A 17235-nucleotide genomic window follows, 5' to 3' on the forward strand; every position below is an offset into this window, starting at 1 on the left:
TAAAACACAATTTCGAGGGAATGACAATGAAAAATAGTTTAGGTTTTTTACTTCTTATTAGCACTCTGCTAACTGCCTGTGTGATCAAGGAAAACCCGGATAATGCAGATTATTCGAAATATGCAGATGGGAAAAGCTTTAAAGAAATGTTACTTGTAAGCTTACTTAATCGTCCGGCTTCGGTTTCTACAAACAATACCGATACAAAAAACTGTACAGTGATTCCAGAAAAAGGGAAACTTAAATTTTCCGGAAAAGTCTATGATGGAGGGTATGGCAGTTTAAAAACCTATGGCTCTGTCCTATCATTTGTAGAAATCGAAACAAGTCCCGTCATTGCAAATATCAATATAACGGATGAATACGGTAGTTTTAGTATTGATGCCGGAATCTGTCAGAATGTAGAATATACATTTACAGCTAAAAAATACGGATATAAACCCAGAAGCATTAAAGCTACAGCAAGGGAAGGAGAGGATGTGTCGGTAAGCTTTGTGCTTGAGCGTGATTCCCAGACTTTTTATTTTCCCAGTATTCGTCTGCGTGATCTTGAAACAGGCTCCTTCATTACAGGTTCAGAGCATAATGCAATGATAGGATATTCAGTAGCCGGTGTAAACTTAACCTTTAGTACAAACAATTTCGGACAGGCAAGTCCTGTGATACCCCGCGACGAACCCGTCATTTCAGTAGGTATCAGTGCAAATGGTTATAAAGACTGTTCTTTTACCGCAGACGTATCCAATGGAATCTATTCCAGTGTAAAAAACTGTCAGGTTTCTGTGACCGGTTCTAGTTTATCTATTGATATGCAAAAATGAAATTTTATAATGTCTGCCAAGGAGAGGTGATGAAATGAAGTTCCTAAAAAGCCGGAGATTACAACAGATCATAGCCTTTTTTCTCTATAGTCTTACAGGTGGACTTATGGCCAACTGTCCGGATATTTTTTTAAAGCGATACGGGGCCGAGATTCAAAGCCCCGTTTTCGAGGATAGACTCATGAATTCCATGAAGGATATCCAATACATTTTTCCTGAATTGAAAGGCAGGTTACATTTTAAAATTGTAGATAGCAATGAAATCGATGCAGTGACTGATGGAAAAACCTGCATTCTTCTTGCAGAAAAATTTTTAGAAACTATTTATTCTCCGGAAGTGGAACCCCATCTGTCGAGGGGAATGCTTACTTTTGCTATCGGGCATGAAATAGGACATATACTAAAAAAACATCGTTCAAGCTGCTCTATAAGCGGAGTTAAAAAATTCCAGGGCATAGAATCGGAAGCTGATATTTTTGGTGGTTTCTTGCTCTTTGCCCTTGAAGAGTCCTTTGATTCTCCCGGAAAATTGTTTTCTTTATTAAATAGTTCAAAATCGAATCATTCTTCCTCCTGCCATGGAGATTTAGAAAAACGAGAAGCCCTTCTTTTAAAGAATATAGCTGAGATCAAGTTTCAGGCCAGGGTTTACAGAAATGCAATTGATTCTATTTTTGAAGGAAATGTTTCCAATATAAAAAATGGTATAGAAGAGCTAAAAAACGTTAAGACCGGTTTAAAAAAAATTGGTTTTGAAAGAAATAGTATTTTTGATTACGCAATCGCTTCCTCCTATCATCGCCTCTGGCTCTTAGATAAAAATGAACCATCTAAACTATCCGTTCAGGTTTCCATACATTACCCGGCGAGTTTAACCGGCATTTTTCATAGGTCTCCTTCAAAGGTGCCGGGAAACCTGAGTTACTATCAAACTGCTATTCAGTACTATGAGTCTTACTTGAAGAAAAATCAGGACGATCCCTATGTTTTAATGGATATAAGTTTACTTTATATGTATGATCCTGTTAAAACGAATTCATTTTTAAATCAGATTAAAACATTAGCTAAAAAGAATATATCAGAACCTGCATTTTTAAATAATCTCGGTTCTGCATACTTATATGCCAGCTTACACCTGAATAAACCCTTCCATAGAAATGCAGAAATGTATCTTCTTCAGAGCAGAGATCTATTGGCTTTGAAGGGAAAGCAGGACCCCAAGTTAGAAGCAAAAACTCTTTTTAACCTTGCCAGGTTATATGCAAGTAAGCAGGATAAGGAAAAATATCTGAGTTATCAAAAACTATATATACAACATAGAGGAAGCGACATAGCCTGGAAGTATTTATTGGGTGATGGAAAATTTGGTAATGATAAAGTTAAGAACCCGGCTGTTGTAAATAACTCGGATAATTTTCGATTAGGCATGAACCAGGAAGAAATCCTTTCCCGCATTAGTGAAAAAAAATTTCATGTGCGTAAAATGGAATTTATTGGATATATTCTTCTTGAGGTGATCCAGGCCGAGGAGATATACTTCAAATTCTGGTTGCAAAAAGGAAGACTTATCAAGATGAGCTTTTATCCGGCCTCAAAAGAAAAGGTAGAAGGTATTTCCTGCGGAGATAAAATTGACTCTATACCCGAATCTTTGGGCATCCCAATAATACAGGGAAATCGTTGGATTTTTCCCGGAACCAATCTTACATTTAAAACAATATTTGAACAAAATGAAGAAAGAATCGCTTTAATAGAAATGAGAAGTTACAGGTAATATGGAAAAAAAATGTACGGAGCTTAGTTTAGAAGAAGCGGTAGTTTGCACCATGGAACAGGGAATTATTTACTTTTTAAAACTCATCAGAATGCATGATGCACAGGTAAGGATGAAAATGGAAGAAGAAGATATACTTTCAGAATTTCGCTTATTCTTACTCGAAAAAAAAGGCAAGCCAATCTATGCTTATGAAGGAAAAGAGGGCGCCAAATTTACAACGTACATTACGGTAGTCTTTAAGTTCTGGCTCTATCGCGCCCTGCAAAAAGTTGAAAAAAGGACAAATGAAGTAGAAGCACCTGAATATTCCGAAAGCTGGCAGGATTATAGGGAAGCTCATGAAGATAGTTTTCTTAAAGCCGAAGAAGATTCCAGAATATTAGAGTCTTTGCGAGAATGTATTCAAGCCCTTCAAGAAAAATCCAAAAATTTAGTAAAAAAGGTGCTCTATGATAATATGAGCATGAAAGATATTGCAGAAGAAGAGAACCTTCGACTTAGTACTCTCTACACGAGATATTATACTGTTTTGAAGATTTTAAAAGATTGTCTCGGACAGAAAGGAATTGAATGGGGAATGGTACAGGAAAATGAGTAAATACAATGAAAAAAATTCAAGAGATAAACTTGTAGATCTGGCTTTTGGAAAAGACCTTTCTAAAAAGGAAGCATTAAAAGATTTACAACCTAAAAACAAAGATGATTTGTATAAGTTTTCATCTTTTATAAATGATAACCAGGATATTTTAAAAACACTCGCTCATCCTGTTGAAAAAAGGGAAGCCGAGGAAATTTTAAAACGTGTATTAAATAAATCTGAAACACCTAAAATGACTCCATCCCCTTCCCTTCTTAAAAGTTTTTGGAGTAAGTTACTTTCCTTTAATAAAATCTATGCCTACTCGTTCGCAAGCATCCTGTTTATCTTATCTCTAAGTATATACATAAATTCTAATCGAGTTTCAAATGGTATTCTGAGCAATAAATCTCCTGTAGAACTCATTTCCCAGGCACTTGGTAAAGCCCGCAGTCCCGAATTTCCTCTTTTTTTACAAAAGCAGGGAAGTTTCCAATCCTTTCCTGTAGCAGAAGAGCAATATAGTTTTTCTCTTATGGATAAATTAAATCCGAATTCCAAACTTTTAGTAAATTATAGACCTTCCTTACTTTATGACCCCTATCAGAAAGAAAGTAAAACACTTATTAGTACAGCTATTGGTATTTTAGAAAAAGAAAATATTGATAATCCGGGTAATGTTGAGACCTACAACCTTTTAGGTATATGCTATTATTACCTTGCTGACCTTGAAATCAGAACCTATTTAAGAAAAAAAACATGGAACAATAAAGAGGAAGCATTCGAATATATGAAAAAATCAATTCAGTATTTTGATGCAGCCTATAAGAAAGAACCTAAAATAGAAGCGGGCATAAATCTGGCTTCTGCAAAAATTGCAATGATTCATCTCGAAAAAAAAGCCAGCCGAGAATACGCCCTTGCGATCTTATCCTTACTTTTACAAAATCCGGAAGGTTTAACCTCTTATCTCTTTGATTCCTCCAGCTTACCCCATAGTTTAGTATTTCCAGAAGAAAAAACTCTTCAAACCGCATTTCTTGCGGCCTATTTTCTGGTTTTAAATTACTCTTACCTTGATGAAATGGCCGGACAGGATTTACCCGATCTGATTCGAAAAGAAAAACAGAAAGTAAAAAAAGCTCTGAGCTTAATTCTTCATTCCAGTCCCGGTAAAAGTACTGACTACTGGTATACAGAACTATTAAGCATGGAGAAAAGTTTTTGAAGTAGTACATCTAATTTATTGAATATATTGCTTTAAAATATTTACAGTTTTCGAAAGAATGAAAAATAAGATTGCAGCTAAAATCCTATCGAAAAAAATATAATGTAATATGTTTTTAAAACAACTCTTCTCATATTTATTTATATACTTTATATTTATCCTAACACCTGTGTTTTCAGAGGATTGGCTCGATCTATATGAAGGAGAAAAACTTGAGGTATACGGTAGTGAAAAAAGTAAGAAATATCCTGTAAGCAATATTTTTTGGGAAATTGAAGACTGGGAAAATCACTATTCTCTAATGGCTTTCTGGCTCTATAAATACCGGAATTATCCAAAATTTACATCCGCCCACTTATTTCCCTTTTACTCCTCTCTAAATAGTAAAATTGATGAAAGAAGAAAATATAGATTTTTAAACTATACCTATAAACAAAATAAAGATTCCAGTTCTAATGATCGAAGTATATTTCCCCTGATTTTTTGGGGGAAGAATGAAAACTTAAATGAAAGCTATCATTCTATACTGCCTTTTTACTACTATGATTCTGCAGAGAAAGGCGAGAGAAATAACTTGAGCTTTCTCTTTATTCCTTTTCCCTTTTATTATTCATCTACTTCTTATACATTCCATAAAAAAAAAGAACATAAAGAATCAGTTCATTGGTCATTACTTCATTACAGAAAACTACAGGAAGATGAAGGTTATGAATTAAAAAATTTTCAACATCAAAGTACTATAGGTTTTCCGCTCCTCCCTTTCGTTTATTACTCTTCTAACATTCAGGGTAGGGGGACCTACAGAAGAATTTTAAGCCTGTTTCATAAAGAAACTTCAGAAACAGGAGAAATGCAGGCAATATCATTTTTTCCTTTTTTTTCCTATGAAAAGAAAGCTTCTTTTTCTATACCTATACTTCTTTTTCGAAAAGATTTAAATACTCCCACACCGGCTTATGGTGAGACCGTATTCCCCCTAAGTTTATACTATCATAGCTGGGATCCTTCCCATGATACAAAATTACTCGGACCTTATTATTCTCAAGAGTCCAAAATCATCAACCATAGCCTGACAGTCCTTTTTCCTTTATATTGGAAGAAAAATTCAGAAACAAAAGATTGGACTTTATTACTTCCCCTTTACTTTAACTACAATGATAAGGAGAGTGATTACCATTTCAACTTGATCTGGTTTACCCGCAATCAGGCCGGTCTTATAAGCCCGGATTTAAATATTACAAGAAAAGAAGATACTTGGTTTTTTGATACAGACATCAACATACTCTACTATTTGCTCAGTTTCTCGTTTCGAGAGTCTTTTTCGAAACCAAAATTTCTGAGGGATAGCAGTTCAAGATTAAAGACCTATGAAGAATTAGAAGAAGATAAAAGGAATGAAGAAGAAAAGAAACGGAAATTGGAAAATAAACTAAATGAAGAACCAAGTCTACAAACCCGACGTTCTATCTCAAGAGAAGATTCCTCTCAATTCAGAGGCTATTCGGCATTATTTGGTTTAGTAGCCTACGAAAAAGCGGACACAAGAAGACACTTTCGTCTCCTGCCCCTATCCTGGTTGAGCTGGGATGAAGCTTCTGATGAAAAGATAATTCTTTTACCTCCATTTCCTCCTCTTGTGGTCTGGTTCAGTTCTCCGGAACTTGAGTATAATATTATATTCCCATTTTATGGTAGACAGAAAGACAAAGAATCGGAAAAAAAAGCTTACCTGATTAATGCCTATATTAGCGAGTCCTATAAGATGGATAATCTTGAAGAACGTTCTATTCTCTGGCCTTTAATTAATTATTATACTTCAGACAATAAAAGCGGACACCGCATTTTACCTTTTTATCTGCAAACCAATTATAAAGGAGAAGCTTATACAGAAAGTGTCAATTATACTCTTTTCAGTCGATATTCGAACTACACCTCCAAAAATCATTCTGACTACTCCTTATTTCTCTGGCCGCTTTTAACATATTTTTCTAAAAGTAATGATATATATCCTAAAACTACAGGTTCAAAAACAAAAACGGAGGAATTTGAAAAGTATACCTTATTCTTAAGCCCTTTTATCTATAGGAGTTCAGATGCTTATAATACTCATACAAATTTATTCTGGTTTACCGATTGGACAGTGAAAAACAATGGAAGTCTGGATTATATATTATTATTTCCTTTCTTTTATACAGATAACTTTTTTATGTTTTTCCCTTTTACTTTTACATCCTATGGAGAAAATCGTATTACCACATTTACTCTTTTGAACTTTTATAAAAGTTCTGAAAATTACACTTATTACAATTTCCTATTTTTATTGCAGTTTGAAAATAACCCTGAAGATTTCTCAAGTTACTTACTATTTAATTCTTTCAATCTCGAGTTTCGTCCAAAAGTTTTTGAATCAGAAGGTCTGTATAGCTTACTCTGGGACTTTAAGAAATATGAAGAAAACTGGAAAGAAGCATCTGTTCTCTGGTTAGGCTATGAAAATAAGCACCAGGAGGAGATTTATAATTTTCTTCCTCTTTTTAGAACCAGTAATAGGGAATATGAAAAAACTCGCATATATGGACCGGGTTTACACTACTATTCAGAATCCAACCACAGCACAAGACATATCGGTCTCGCCGGAATTTTATACTGGTATTACAACAGTAAAACAAAAAGAGATAGAAGTTTTTATGTTCTTCTTGGAAGCTTGTATAGAGAATATACTCAAAAAGAGCGAGGTTTTATAAGCCGTGGAAGCCTCTGGGGCTGGCTCTGGGAATATCAGAAAGAAGAGGAAACCGGCTTCACCAAATTTTCTATTTTTAAACTATTTTCCTATAAGCGAGAAGCTGACGGAACAAGAAAGCTGATTGGCTTTCCTTTTTAAGTATTGTTTAACTATTTTTATTCTTCATAAAAAGTTGGACAGGATTTCTTTTAAAGAAAGAATAACCATAGGAGGAATACTTACTTGGAAGAATCTCAAAAGCTTAATTGGAAAGAAGCCTTTTTAAAAAGCCCGGGTCCTAAAACCTGGAAAGAAGCTTTCGCTTTATATATGAAAGGTGTTGCCATGGGAGGAGCCGATATCATACCCGGTGTTTCGGGGGGGACTATCGCACTCATCGTTGGAATTTATGAAAAACTTTTGCAGGCTATACAATCTATCGATGCAAAGTTTATTCGTAAATTACTATCTTTTAATATAAAAGAAGCTTTATCGATTATACATATACGTTTTTTAGTTAGCCTGCTTGCCGGAATTGGAACCGCTGTTGTTGGCCTTTCACATGTAATCCACATTTTTCTGAATGATTTTCCGGTTCAAACCTGGGCTTTCTTCTTCGGCTTGATTCTTGCTTCCATACTTATTATTGGAAAAAGTATCACGAATTGGGGAAGCAGCGGAGGGAGCGGTTTTCTTTTTGGAACTATTAGTGGCTACATTCTTGTTGGTTTAATTCCGGTTCAAACTCCGGAAACAAGTTGGTTTATTTTTCTTTGCGGAATGATAGCCATCTGTGCGATGATACTTCCCGGAATCAGCGGTGCTTTTTTATTACTTGTATTAGGAAAATATGAGTATGTTACCTCAGCTTTAAAAAATCCTTTTTTACCTTCGAGTATCCTTATCATTATAACTTTTGGAAGTGGAGCCCTTATAGGAATTCTTGCATTTTCAAGGCTTTTAAATTACCTATTAAAAAATTATCATAACCTAACAATTGCCATCCTGACCGGTTTAATGCTTGGTTCTTTACGGAAAGTCTGGCCCTGGAAAGAAATCCTTGAAACAAAACTAATTCGGGGAAAAATACATGTATTGAGAGAAGCCAATATTTTGCCGGTAAGTTATGACAGCACTTTTCTTCTGGCTATTTTTCTTATCCTCATCGGTTTTATCCTGGTTCTTGGCCTCGATAAAATTGCGTCAAACGAAAAGAAGGGAGAATTATAAGTTTTTAAGGTGTCCATTTCCTCTAAAAGGAATTGTGATACCAAACTTTCTCGTAGGTATCATTTTTTACTTGAAAAAAAAACAGGGACTGTTAATAATTTATTTACAACCGCTTTGGAGAGAACTATGTCTTTATCTTTTGATACCATTCTGGGAAGCGTAAAAACATGGCTTACAGAACATAAATTTGAACATGTAGTAATTCAGGAACCGATCGGCTTCCCCAATCTAACCATGATACACAGGGATGAGAAAGTGGCGATTCAGGTAGTTCCCGTATTAAATTCCAAAAGTATCAAGGAAGAAATTATTAATGCTTTTGGTTATATCGAAAAAAGCAAGTTTAGCTGTGATAAAAGATGGATGATCTTTGTCGGTAGTAATACTGAGATTGATGAAAAAACAGAAGATCTGATCTACCGCTATCTTGATACATACGGAAGCAATGACTTTGAATTGACATTTGGTTATATAGATAATATAGGAAAACTTATCGCTTAATCAACAAAGGTGTTATTTGCCCAGGTTAAAAAACCTTTCAAATCCATTACCAGAATGTTTTTCTCTACATTCAGGCTACTGGTATAAAGCTTCTTTTTTACGGCATTCCTGAGCCAACGAATAGCACCTTCTTTGAATCCATCACCATCTATTAATATAATAATATCTTTTTCCGGCATGGCTTCGATGCAATTCAAATATAAATAGGGAAGCTTTTCATCTACAGAACCGGAGGATTGCTGCCATTTACACTCTATACGAATTTCCAGATTATATTTTTTAGACTTCAATAAAAATTCAGTATTTCCACTATGGCCGTATACTGTTATAAATGGTACATTGCATAAAAGTAGTTCGTTCCATAAGCGTTCTGAATTCGACTCATATTCCTTGTATTTAATTATATGAAAACCCTTTTGCATTAGTACAGAGCGGACTGTTTGCTCCAATAAATTTCCGGTAACATTTCCCTTGGTACCCTGTTTCATGAATCCTCCCTTTCCGTCTTATAATTCGTAACCAGTATCTCTTTTATTTTTCCTCTTTTATCGCCTTTGGAATTTATCATTCGCGCTGCATATACATTATTAATATAATAATTTTTATAAATCCTATCAAAAAAATCATTTTCCGGATCAATATTTTTCGGCTCAGAATTACTCAGCATGAACAGTGCTCCTTTCGTATCTATTAAATCCAAAAACTTAGCCAGGCGTTTTTGTTCTGAATCGTCGAAAACATTAGAATAAGAGACTTTTTCTTCTTTTTCAAATACATGGGGAAGAACTCTTTGACCTTCATCTTTTAATACATAGCTTGAGTAAGAGGTAAAATTCGAGGTTTTACTAATTGGCTTATAGGGTGGATCCAAATAGACAAAAGTATTTTTCTTGAGTTGAGTTTTGATTTCTTCAAAGTCTCCAATTCGTATTTCTACTTTTTCTAATATTTTAGAAACATGAGCAAGGTTTGTTTCATCACAAATTTTAGGTTTTAAATAGGAACCATGCGGACTATTAAATGCACCCTTTTGATTAAAACGAAACAAACCATTGTAACAGGTTTTATTTAAAAAAATTACCTGTGCTGCACGCTTAATCCAGGCTTCTTCATAGTTTCGGTATCCTATAAGATCCTTATTTATATTAAAAGAAGCACGAACACGTAAATAGTATTCTTTACGTTTTTCTTCATCTAAAGGAATATATTTTTTTTCCATTTCCTTTAAGAATCTTATCAACTTCTCATTATCTTTTTGAACAACCCTATAGGTAAGCACCAACTCTCTATTTATATCAGCCAGGATAGCCTCTGATACTTTATAATTTTTAAATATATGAAAAAAGACAGCACCGCTTCCCAGGAATGGTTCGATATAGCGTTTAACTTTTCCTTTTAGTAGTTCCTGAGGGAAATAACTTTTGAATTGAGAAAGCAGTTGAGTTTTCCCTCCCGGCCATTTTAAAAAGGGCCGGGCCTGATTCTCTTCCATTACTAAAAACGCTTTACCGGCATAAAAACTTCAATCCTCGGGATAAACTGCGAAGAGCTATAAATCAAGTTTGAAGCAGGATGAGAAATACCAAGTTTTTCTTTTTTCCGAAAATCTTCCAATTTTTGCCTATCTTCGAGGACATTCCAATAGGAAATACCAGCCGCTCCAAGCAAAGTAGTACCCGCTCCGGCGGTAGTACGAATCCAATCCTGGCCGGCAAAAGTTCCGGCTATATAAATAAGGCCACCTGTGATAACCAGAGCAAAGGGAAAGGTTAAGAAGAATATGATTTCGGTTCTCCTTTCCGGAGTCTCCGTATATTTTTTTTCTTTTAAATACTTCTCAAGATTTTTAGATTCAGTTTTCTTTTTTTTTGATTCTGAAGTAGAGATAACTTCTCCCGTAACCGGGTTAATCTTAGGTGCATTTCTACTATTAATATTCACATTAAATGCACCCGGTGTAAATCCGGGAAGAACAGTGAAAGGAGTGGAAGGTTTGATAACAGATTTGGGATTCACCAGAGAAGGTTTAGGATACTTGGGCGGTAATTCGTATTCTTTATAGTAATCAGAATCTTCAATTCCTGATTTATAACGTCTTAAATTATAATCGTACGGATCGTAAAAGTCCGTTTTTGATTGAGAATACAGGTAGCCATTCAAGAATGCAGCAATTAATAATAAGCTAATATATCTTATAATTTTAAGAAGCAAGGCCTTTCCTCGTTACTCTCTGGATTCATTCGGAAATTTTGATATTTTATCAAAAAGGTAGTCTGTATAAGCCGGATAACATTCTAAGGACATGTGACTGGCATCTCCAAAATAATCGCAGGAATAATCCGGATCTTCATTCATATTCCAGGAATGTGCATTATATTGCTTATATATCTTTTTCATCCAGCTTGTCCAATATGCATGAACAGTATTCATTTCTCCTTCTATTTTAATTTTCTTATTTTTTATCAGTTCAAAATAGGAAGGGGCAAGACGAACCCAAACGATTGCATAAGGTATTTTCATTTCATTCAAAAGAAGGGCGTTATCGGCTTGAAACCTCCACATATTTTCATTAAAACGAAAAACTTCTAAATAAGAATGAAAATCTCCTTCTGCATATTCATTTATTAACTCAGGTGGAGAAGCAACATTTCCGGAAACATTGGGTGATACACTGCCTCTTTCTTTTAATAACTTTTCCCGGATTTGATTCCGAAAGTTTCTATAATTATTTAATATAGCAAAATTGTTTTTCATTCGTTCTAAAACAATTTTCAAATTAGGTCGATACTGATAAGTCCTGAATAAACGTTTGGCTATAAAATTTGTAATTTCCTCAGAGCTATATCGTTTATAATGCCGGAAGACAAAGGAAAAATCCAGTCCGTTTACCAGTACTTCATCAATTTTTATAAAGGCATCTAGGTTGTAAGCTTCTACCGAATTATCAAGCAAAACAAATTCAGGTTTTAGCTTTTCTTTTTTTAACTTTTCTAACCAATAGTAGAAATAGTCCGGTGTTCCTCCGGGAACTGAAAAGTTAAATAAAATCCAATCCGGGTGATGTTTTTCTATGTATTCATTATTAAATAATAAACCCCTCGAACTGCCCAGATAGACTAAAACTTTTTTTCTGCTTTTTTGCTTTAGATAATCTTTTAAGTCATCAAAAAGCACTGGTTTATGAAAATAGTTTAACTCGGATAAGGTTTTCGTAAAATACGTTTGAAACCTTTCAAGCAATAGTATCTTATCCAGAACATATGCTATAAAAAATATCAGGAATGGAAGCAATAGATATTTACGCTTAATCACCTTAAAAACCTCTTCTAAAAACGGTTATAGATAAATCCACCACCACCCTGGGAAAGGGTAGCCAGCAAAAATATAGTTAGAACACCCATAACAATCACATAAATAAATCGATGTTTTTGGAACCTATCCAGAATACCGGGCCAGTATTGAATTGCATGAAATACGAGGAACATAAGAAACATATTGAAAGCTGTGTCTACATGACGAATAGAATTTAAAAGAAAAGATGGTTTTCCATCTATAAGTTCTGCTGATTCTACAAGCCAGCTATCACCATTGCTAATCAATGTATCACGAAGATATGAAGGTGAATTCGTTACAATACCACCAAATAATTCTATCATAGAACTTGCCGAGCTAGAGCGAAACATAAGCACACTTACAGATATCACAAAAAAGACAAGCATAGCTTTTAAGGGTTTCAAAAGCTTGGACTTAGGGACAAGAGTCCAGCCATATTTAGTCTCAAGAAATCTCTCCATTCCCATCACAACTCCGAGATATGCCCCCCAGGCTACAAAGGTATAATTGGCTCCGTGCCAGAATCCACCTATCACCATAGTTAAAAATACATTGATATAGGTTCGAAACTCTGAAACCCGACTCCCTCCGAGAGGAAAGTATATATAATCACGTAGCCATTGAGAAAGAGTTACGTGCCAGCGGGACCAAAACTCCCGAACCGTTAAGGAATAGTAAGGAGCAAAAAAGTTTTCCGGGATTTCAAAGCCCAAGAATAAAGCAACCGAACGCGCCATATCAGTAAGACCGGAAAAATCAAAGAAAAGTTGCATGGTGTAGAGTAGACCGGCACCAAAAAGGGAATAAACATTGTATTCAGATGGATTCGCAAAAACTGGAGCACTGAAGGTATTTAATGGATCCGCAAATAACGCTTTTTTAATAAGACCGGACATCATTAAAAAACAGGCCCGGTATACCATATCTTTTTCCGGCTCTTTTCTTTCCAGATTCGGAAAAAAATCCGTCATTCGCATGATAGGGCCGGCAATTAAAACAGGAAAAAATAAAACAAAAAGCAAATATTTCCAGAAAGGTTGATAAGAAGGATCAGGCCGCCTGTAAGAATCTACAGCGGCAGCTATCATCTGGAAAGAATAAAAACTAATAGCCAGGGGAAGGAATATTTGGATATGGTCTTTGGCATGATAAAACATTTCAAGCCCGGTAATATCTCCCAAAACCTTTGAAAAGAAATAGAAATATTTAAAAAAACCAAGGTTCAGTATATTAACAAGGACAGCCAGACTTAAAATCTTTTTATCCGGTTTCTTATTCAATTGCACATAAAGAAAGTAGTTAATGCTAATAATGAACAAAAAATGAAAAAGAAAAGATATAGAGCTATATGCATAAAAAAGCATACCTGCAAGGATCAAAAAAATATGCCGAAACCTATAGGGTATATTCCAATAGATTATATACATTACAGCGAAAAAAAAGAGAAATGGAATTGAATTAAATTGCATAGTCCTCTTTATGCTCCAAAAGTTTATAAACTTTTTCTAATACTTTTTCTTTGGCCTCTTTCAATGTGCCGTGAAATATCCCACCGGCAGCATTTTTATGTCCGCCTCCGGAAAATTGTTTTGCAATAGAACATACATCAATGTTTCCTTTGGACCGAAAACTTAACTTAATTTGCTCTTGCTTTAATGATTCCGTGAAGGATAAAGAAACCTGCATACCCTTGGGACCGAGTAATTCATTTACTAAATCTTCAACCGGGTTATTACTGCAATTATATTTTTTCAAAAGTTCTCTTGTAATTTCAACAGATGCAATTTTCCCCTCCATATAAAGGTTTAGAGTTTGAAATACATCTTTCTTGGCTAAAAGTTGAAAAAGAGGATATTCTTCGTAAAGTTTTCTCATCAATTCTTCTGTTGGAAAATTATACTTTAAAAGCTTTGATACAATCAGATGAGTACGGGACTGAGTTTTATTGTATTTAAATTGTCCTGTATCCATAACAATTCCAAGGTATAAGGCAAGAGCTGTATTATAGTCAATTGAAACATTATACTCTTCTAATAGCTCATAAATAATTTCAGAAGTGGAAGCATAATCCGGGTATAAAAAAAAACCTTTTCGTGTATCGATTTTATCATGGTGATCGATAACTATCAAATTAGAACCATCATAATTTATGAAGCGCTTTACTTCATCCAATCTTTCTATATTCGAATTATCTACTACTACTAATTGATAGGAATCATAATTCTTCTCAGGTTTAAAGGAATCAATACAAATTATTTTTTCAACGGGATCTAAAAATTTATACTTTTCAGCAATAGGATCCGGATTCACAATCCAGGCCCTTTTTCCCATCGCATCCAGCAAAGCTTTTAAGCCCAGCTCTGCACCGATCCCATCCGGATCAGAACTCCTATGAGTACTGATAACAAAATCATTTCTATTTTTTAGTAATGATAAAAGTTTTTTATTCAGTGTATTGTTCGCATTCGGTTCCAAAAAATTATTTCCCTTTTCTTGACATAAACAAACTCTGCCAGTACAATAATTCCTCCTGGCTCATCTTTACATCAACTTCCTTTTCTATAATAGTCTCTTTACCTTCTAATTGTATAGAAAGTTGTTTTGCAAAGTCTTCAGAACTTTGCACATTCGCTGAATATTTCTTGCAGTGGTGCATAATATCTTTATCAGAGCTTACTACGTATAAAGATGCAGGAGAAATGCTACTTTTTACAAATTCCTTTATCAATACATCAGCTTTAAGATCATGAGAATAATAAATGGAAATTCCCATAAACTCGTCCTGTCTTACTTCTGAACCCAGTTCTTTTTTCCCATCAAAGAAAGCATGAATTTTCGTTTTCTTACGTTTTTTCTTATACGCATCTAAAAGATGTAGTAAGCCTAACCTGGCTTCCGATAGCTTATTTTCATACATACGCATTTCCAATTCAGGAAACTTATAAATCAGGTTAAAACCATCAACTACAAGTATCACGGTATTTAACTATTTATCCTTTCTGCATGAATTACATCTTTTATATTACGCAAATTTTCTAAAATTTCTTTTAATTGATCCAGATGTTCAATTTCTATAAGGAAGCGAGCAATAAGCGAATTACCCGGTGCCAGTGTGGCTCCCGCCTCCAACATATTTGTCTTGGTGCTGGAAATACACTCTACAATTTCCAGATAAATTCCCTGCCTATCCACTCCTTTCACCTCAAGACGAACCGGTATCGGATCATTGCTGACCCCTCCATCCCACCATACACTAACTTTTCTTTTATTATCAGTAAATTTTTTAGCTAAGGGGCAGTCTTCCTTATGTACACTTACACCCCTGCCTTTTGTAATAAAACCAATAATTTCATCTCCCGGCAAAGGAGAACAACAACCGGATAATTTAACCAGGATATCTTTTATGCCGGCAACAATAACTTTAATTTCTTTTGTTTTCTTTTCTTTTTTATCAGAAGCCTTCTTGGAACTTTTTTGTTTTTGAATATTCGCAAGTTCTTTTTCTACAAGTGGATTTTTAGAAACAGATTGTGCCAACTGGCTATTGATATCATCTTGAGCTACCTTAAAATACTGTCTGAGTTTATGTCTGCCCGTAGAGGTTTTAACAATACGAAGCCAGATAGGAGAAGGTTTCGTTTTCTTGTCTGTAATAATCTCAATCTGGTTTCCGGAACGTAATTCTTTTCTGAGAGATACAATCTTATCATCTACCTTGGCACCTCTTGCATGAAGTCCGATATCCGTATGAATGCGAAACGCAAAATCTAAAACCGTTGAACATTTGGGCATAGTAATCGCATCACCGGAAGGAGTGAAAACAATAATTTCATCTTCTCTTATTTCACTTGAAAATTCATTCACAAATTCCTGGGGATCAAAAATAGATTCACTTAAACTCTTTATTTTCTCACTCCAGGTATTGGCAACATTTAGCTCACTACGAATCTGACTTTCTTTATAAGCCCAGTGGGCAGCAATCCCGTATTCAGCCGTTTCATGCATAGCTCTTGTCCGAATCTGGATCTCAATTCCTTTTCCGTCCGGACCCATCACCGAAGTATGTAATGATTGATACAAGTTAGACTTGGGATTCGCTATATAATCTTTGAATCTACCCGGAATTGGGTTCCAGAGACTATGCACAAAACCTAATACTCCGTAGCAGTCTCTCTCTTCTTCTGTAATTATACGTATAGCACGTAAATCATAAATTTTTTCAAAATCTCTACCTTTCTGAGTCATCTTGGAGTAGATAGAATAGAAATGTTTAGCCCTTCCGTTAACAGTAGCTTTGATGTTAACTTCTTTCAAACGAGTAATCAGTATCTGCTTTATGCGTTCTATATAGATTTCTCTCTCTGATTTCTTCGAATTTACCCTGGTCTTTATTTCCTGGTATTCTTCCGGATAAAGAACTCGAAAAGAAAGGTCTTCTAATTCAGATTTAATCCTGTAAATCCCAAGTCGACCTGCTATAGGAGCATATAATTCCATAACTTCCTTGCAGATCATCTGTCTTTTTTCCAGACTCTGGTATTTAATCGTCCTCATATTGTGAGTTTTATCTGAAAGCTTAATGATAAGAACCCGAATATCATTCACACTGGCAAGTAAAATCTTCATGAGATTTCGAGCTAATTCAGTTTCCTTGGAGCGCTTCTTTTGTTCCTGAGCTTTTTCAGATTTGGATATTGACTCTTTTTTTATCTTAGAAATTTTAGTAACACCAATTACTAACTTGGTGATCTCTTCTCCAAAATCAGAAACCATATTTTCTTCGGTATACTCTGTATCTTCAATCACATCATGCAGCAAACCCGCAGAAATCACTTTCTCATCAACACCCAGTTCGTTTAGAATATACGCAACATTTATAGGATGAATAATGTAGGGTTCACCGGATTTCCTCTTTTGGGGGCGATGGAACTTTTCAGCTACATCATATGCCTTACAGATTAAGCCGAAGGCCTCATCTGAAAAACGATTCTGTAAGCTGATGAATAACTCATCAAGACTAAAATTTTCCCTCGCAATTCCCAA

Annotated in this window: 15 protein-coding genes; 7 read left to right on the top strand and 8 right to left on the bottom strand. The window is 35.0% G+C overall.

The window, feature by feature from the left end; genetic code table 11:
- The first annotated feature begins 26 nt into the window (after nucleotides 1–26).
- From H7A25_03330 to H7A25_03360, 7 genes are all read left to right on the top strand, one after another.
- Nucleotides 27–821 (top strand): hypothetical protein, encoded by a 795-nt coding sequence (locus H7A25_03330; GenBank protein MCP5498908.1) that lies wholly within the window; start codon nucleotides 27–29, stop codon nucleotides 819–821.
- 34 nt (nucleotides 822–855) lie between these two features.
- Complete coding sequence (locus tag H7A25_03335) at nucleotides 856–2595, top strand: hypothetical protein (GenBank protein ID MCP5498909.1); 1740 nt, start codon at nucleotides 856–858, stop codon at nucleotides 2593–2595.
- Nucleotide 2596: 1 nt separating this feature from the next.
- Nucleotides 2597–3196 carry a sigma-70 family RNA polymerase sigma factor gene (locus H7A25_03340; GenBank protein MCP5498910.1) on the top strand — a complete coding sequence of 200 codons (600 nt, stop codon included), beginning with the start codon at nucleotides 2597–2599 and terminating at the stop codon, nucleotides 3194–3196.
- Nucleotides 3189–4403 (top strand): hypothetical protein, encoded by a 1215-nt coding sequence (locus H7A25_03345; protein MCP5498911.1) that lies wholly within the window; start codon nucleotides 3189–3191, stop codon nucleotides 4401–4403. The genes H7A25_03340 and H7A25_03345 overlap by 8 nt, the downstream gene beginning before the upstream one ends.
- Nucleotides 4404–4512: 109 nt before the next feature.
- Nucleotides 4513–7287 carry a hypothetical protein gene (locus H7A25_03350; protein MCP5498912.1) on the top strand — a complete coding sequence of 925 codons (2775 nt, stop codon included), beginning with the start codon at nucleotides 4513–4515 and terminating at the stop codon, nucleotides 7285–7287.
- A 171-nt stretch (nucleotides 7288–7458) separates the two neighbouring features.
- Entirely contained in the window at nucleotides 7459–8358 is a 900-nt protein-coding gene (locus tag H7A25_03355) for a DUF368 domain-containing protein (GenBank protein MCP5498913.1), read from the top strand.
- A gap of 126 nt (nucleotides 8359–8484) precedes the next feature.
- Nucleotides 8485–8859 carry a hypothetical protein gene (locus tag H7A25_03360; protein MCP5498914.1) on the top strand — a complete coding sequence of 125 codons (375 nt, stop codon included), beginning with the start codon at nucleotides 8485–8487 and terminating at the stop codon, nucleotides 8857–8859.
- On the opposite strand, the gene H7A25_03365 is transcribed toward H7A25_03360, so the two are convergent.
- Genes H7A25_03365 through H7A25_03400 form a run of 8 tightly spaced genes read right to left on the bottom strand, consistent with a single transcriptional unit; the run spans nucleotide 8856 to nucleotide 17235 of the window.
- The gene (locus H7A25_03365) at nucleotides 8856–9347 is read right to left on the bottom strand and encodes a 4-diphosphocytidyl-2C-methyl-D-erythritol kinase (protein ID MCP5498915.1); all 492 of its coding nucleotides are present in this window, start codon (nucleotides 9345–9347) and stop codon (nucleotides 8856–8858) included. The genes H7A25_03360 and H7A25_03365 overlap by 4 nt on opposite strands.
- Nucleotides 9344–10351: a Dam family site-specific DNA-(adenine-N6)-methyltransferase gene (locus H7A25_03370; protein ID MCP5498916.1), complete on the bottom strand. Its 1008-nt coding sequence runs from the start codon at nucleotides 10349–10351 to the stop codon at nucleotides 9344–9346. The genes H7A25_03365 and H7A25_03370 overlap by 4 nt, the downstream gene beginning before the upstream one ends.
- A 2-nt stretch (nucleotides 10352–10353) precedes the next feature.
- Complete coding sequence (locus H7A25_03375; protein MCP5498917.1) at nucleotides 10354–11070, bottom strand: hypothetical protein; 717 nt, start codon at nucleotides 11068–11070, stop codon at nucleotides 10354–10356.
- Nucleotides 11071–11082: 12 nt separating this feature from the next.
- The gene (locus tag H7A25_03380; GenBank protein ID MCP5498918.1) at nucleotides 11083–12171 is read right to left on the bottom strand and encodes a DUF1574 domain-containing protein; all 1089 of its coding nucleotides are present in this window, start codon (nucleotides 12169–12171) and stop codon (nucleotides 11083–11085) included.
- A gap of 14 nt (nucleotides 12172–12185) precedes the next feature.
- Nucleotides 12186–13661 carry an MBOAT family protein gene (locus tag H7A25_03385; protein ID MCP5498919.1) on the bottom strand — a complete coding sequence of 492 codons (1476 nt, stop codon included), beginning with the start codon at nucleotides 13659–13661 and terminating at the stop codon, nucleotides 12186–12188.
- Nucleotides 13651–14667, bottom strand: coding sequence for a bifunctional oligoribonuclease/PAP phosphatase NrnA (locus H7A25_03390; GenBank protein ID MCP5498920.1), 1017 nt, complete (start codon nucleotides 14665–14667; stop codon nucleotides 13651–13653). The genes H7A25_03385 and H7A25_03390 overlap by 11 nt, the downstream gene beginning before the upstream one ends.
- 4 nt (nucleotides 14668–14671) lie before the next feature.
- Nucleotides 14672–15169 carry an NYN domain-containing protein gene (locus H7A25_03395; protein MCP5498921.1) on the bottom strand — a complete coding sequence of 166 codons (498 nt, stop codon included), beginning with the start codon at nucleotides 15167–15169 and terminating at the stop codon, nucleotides 14672–14674.
- Between the two features lie 5 nt (nucleotides 15170–15174).
- The gene (locus H7A25_03400) at nucleotides 15175–17235 is read right to left on the bottom strand and encodes a bifunctional (p)ppGpp synthetase/guanosine-3',5'-bis(diphosphate) 3'-pyrophosphohydrolase (GenBank protein ID MCP5498922.1); all 2061 of its coding nucleotides are present in this window, start codon (nucleotides 17233–17235) and stop codon (nucleotides 15175–15177) included.

Source organism: Leptospiraceae bacterium, from assembly GCA_024233835.1.
Taxonomy (GTDB): domain Bacteria; phylum Spirochaetota; class Leptospiria; order Leptospirales; family Leptospiraceae; genus JACKPC01.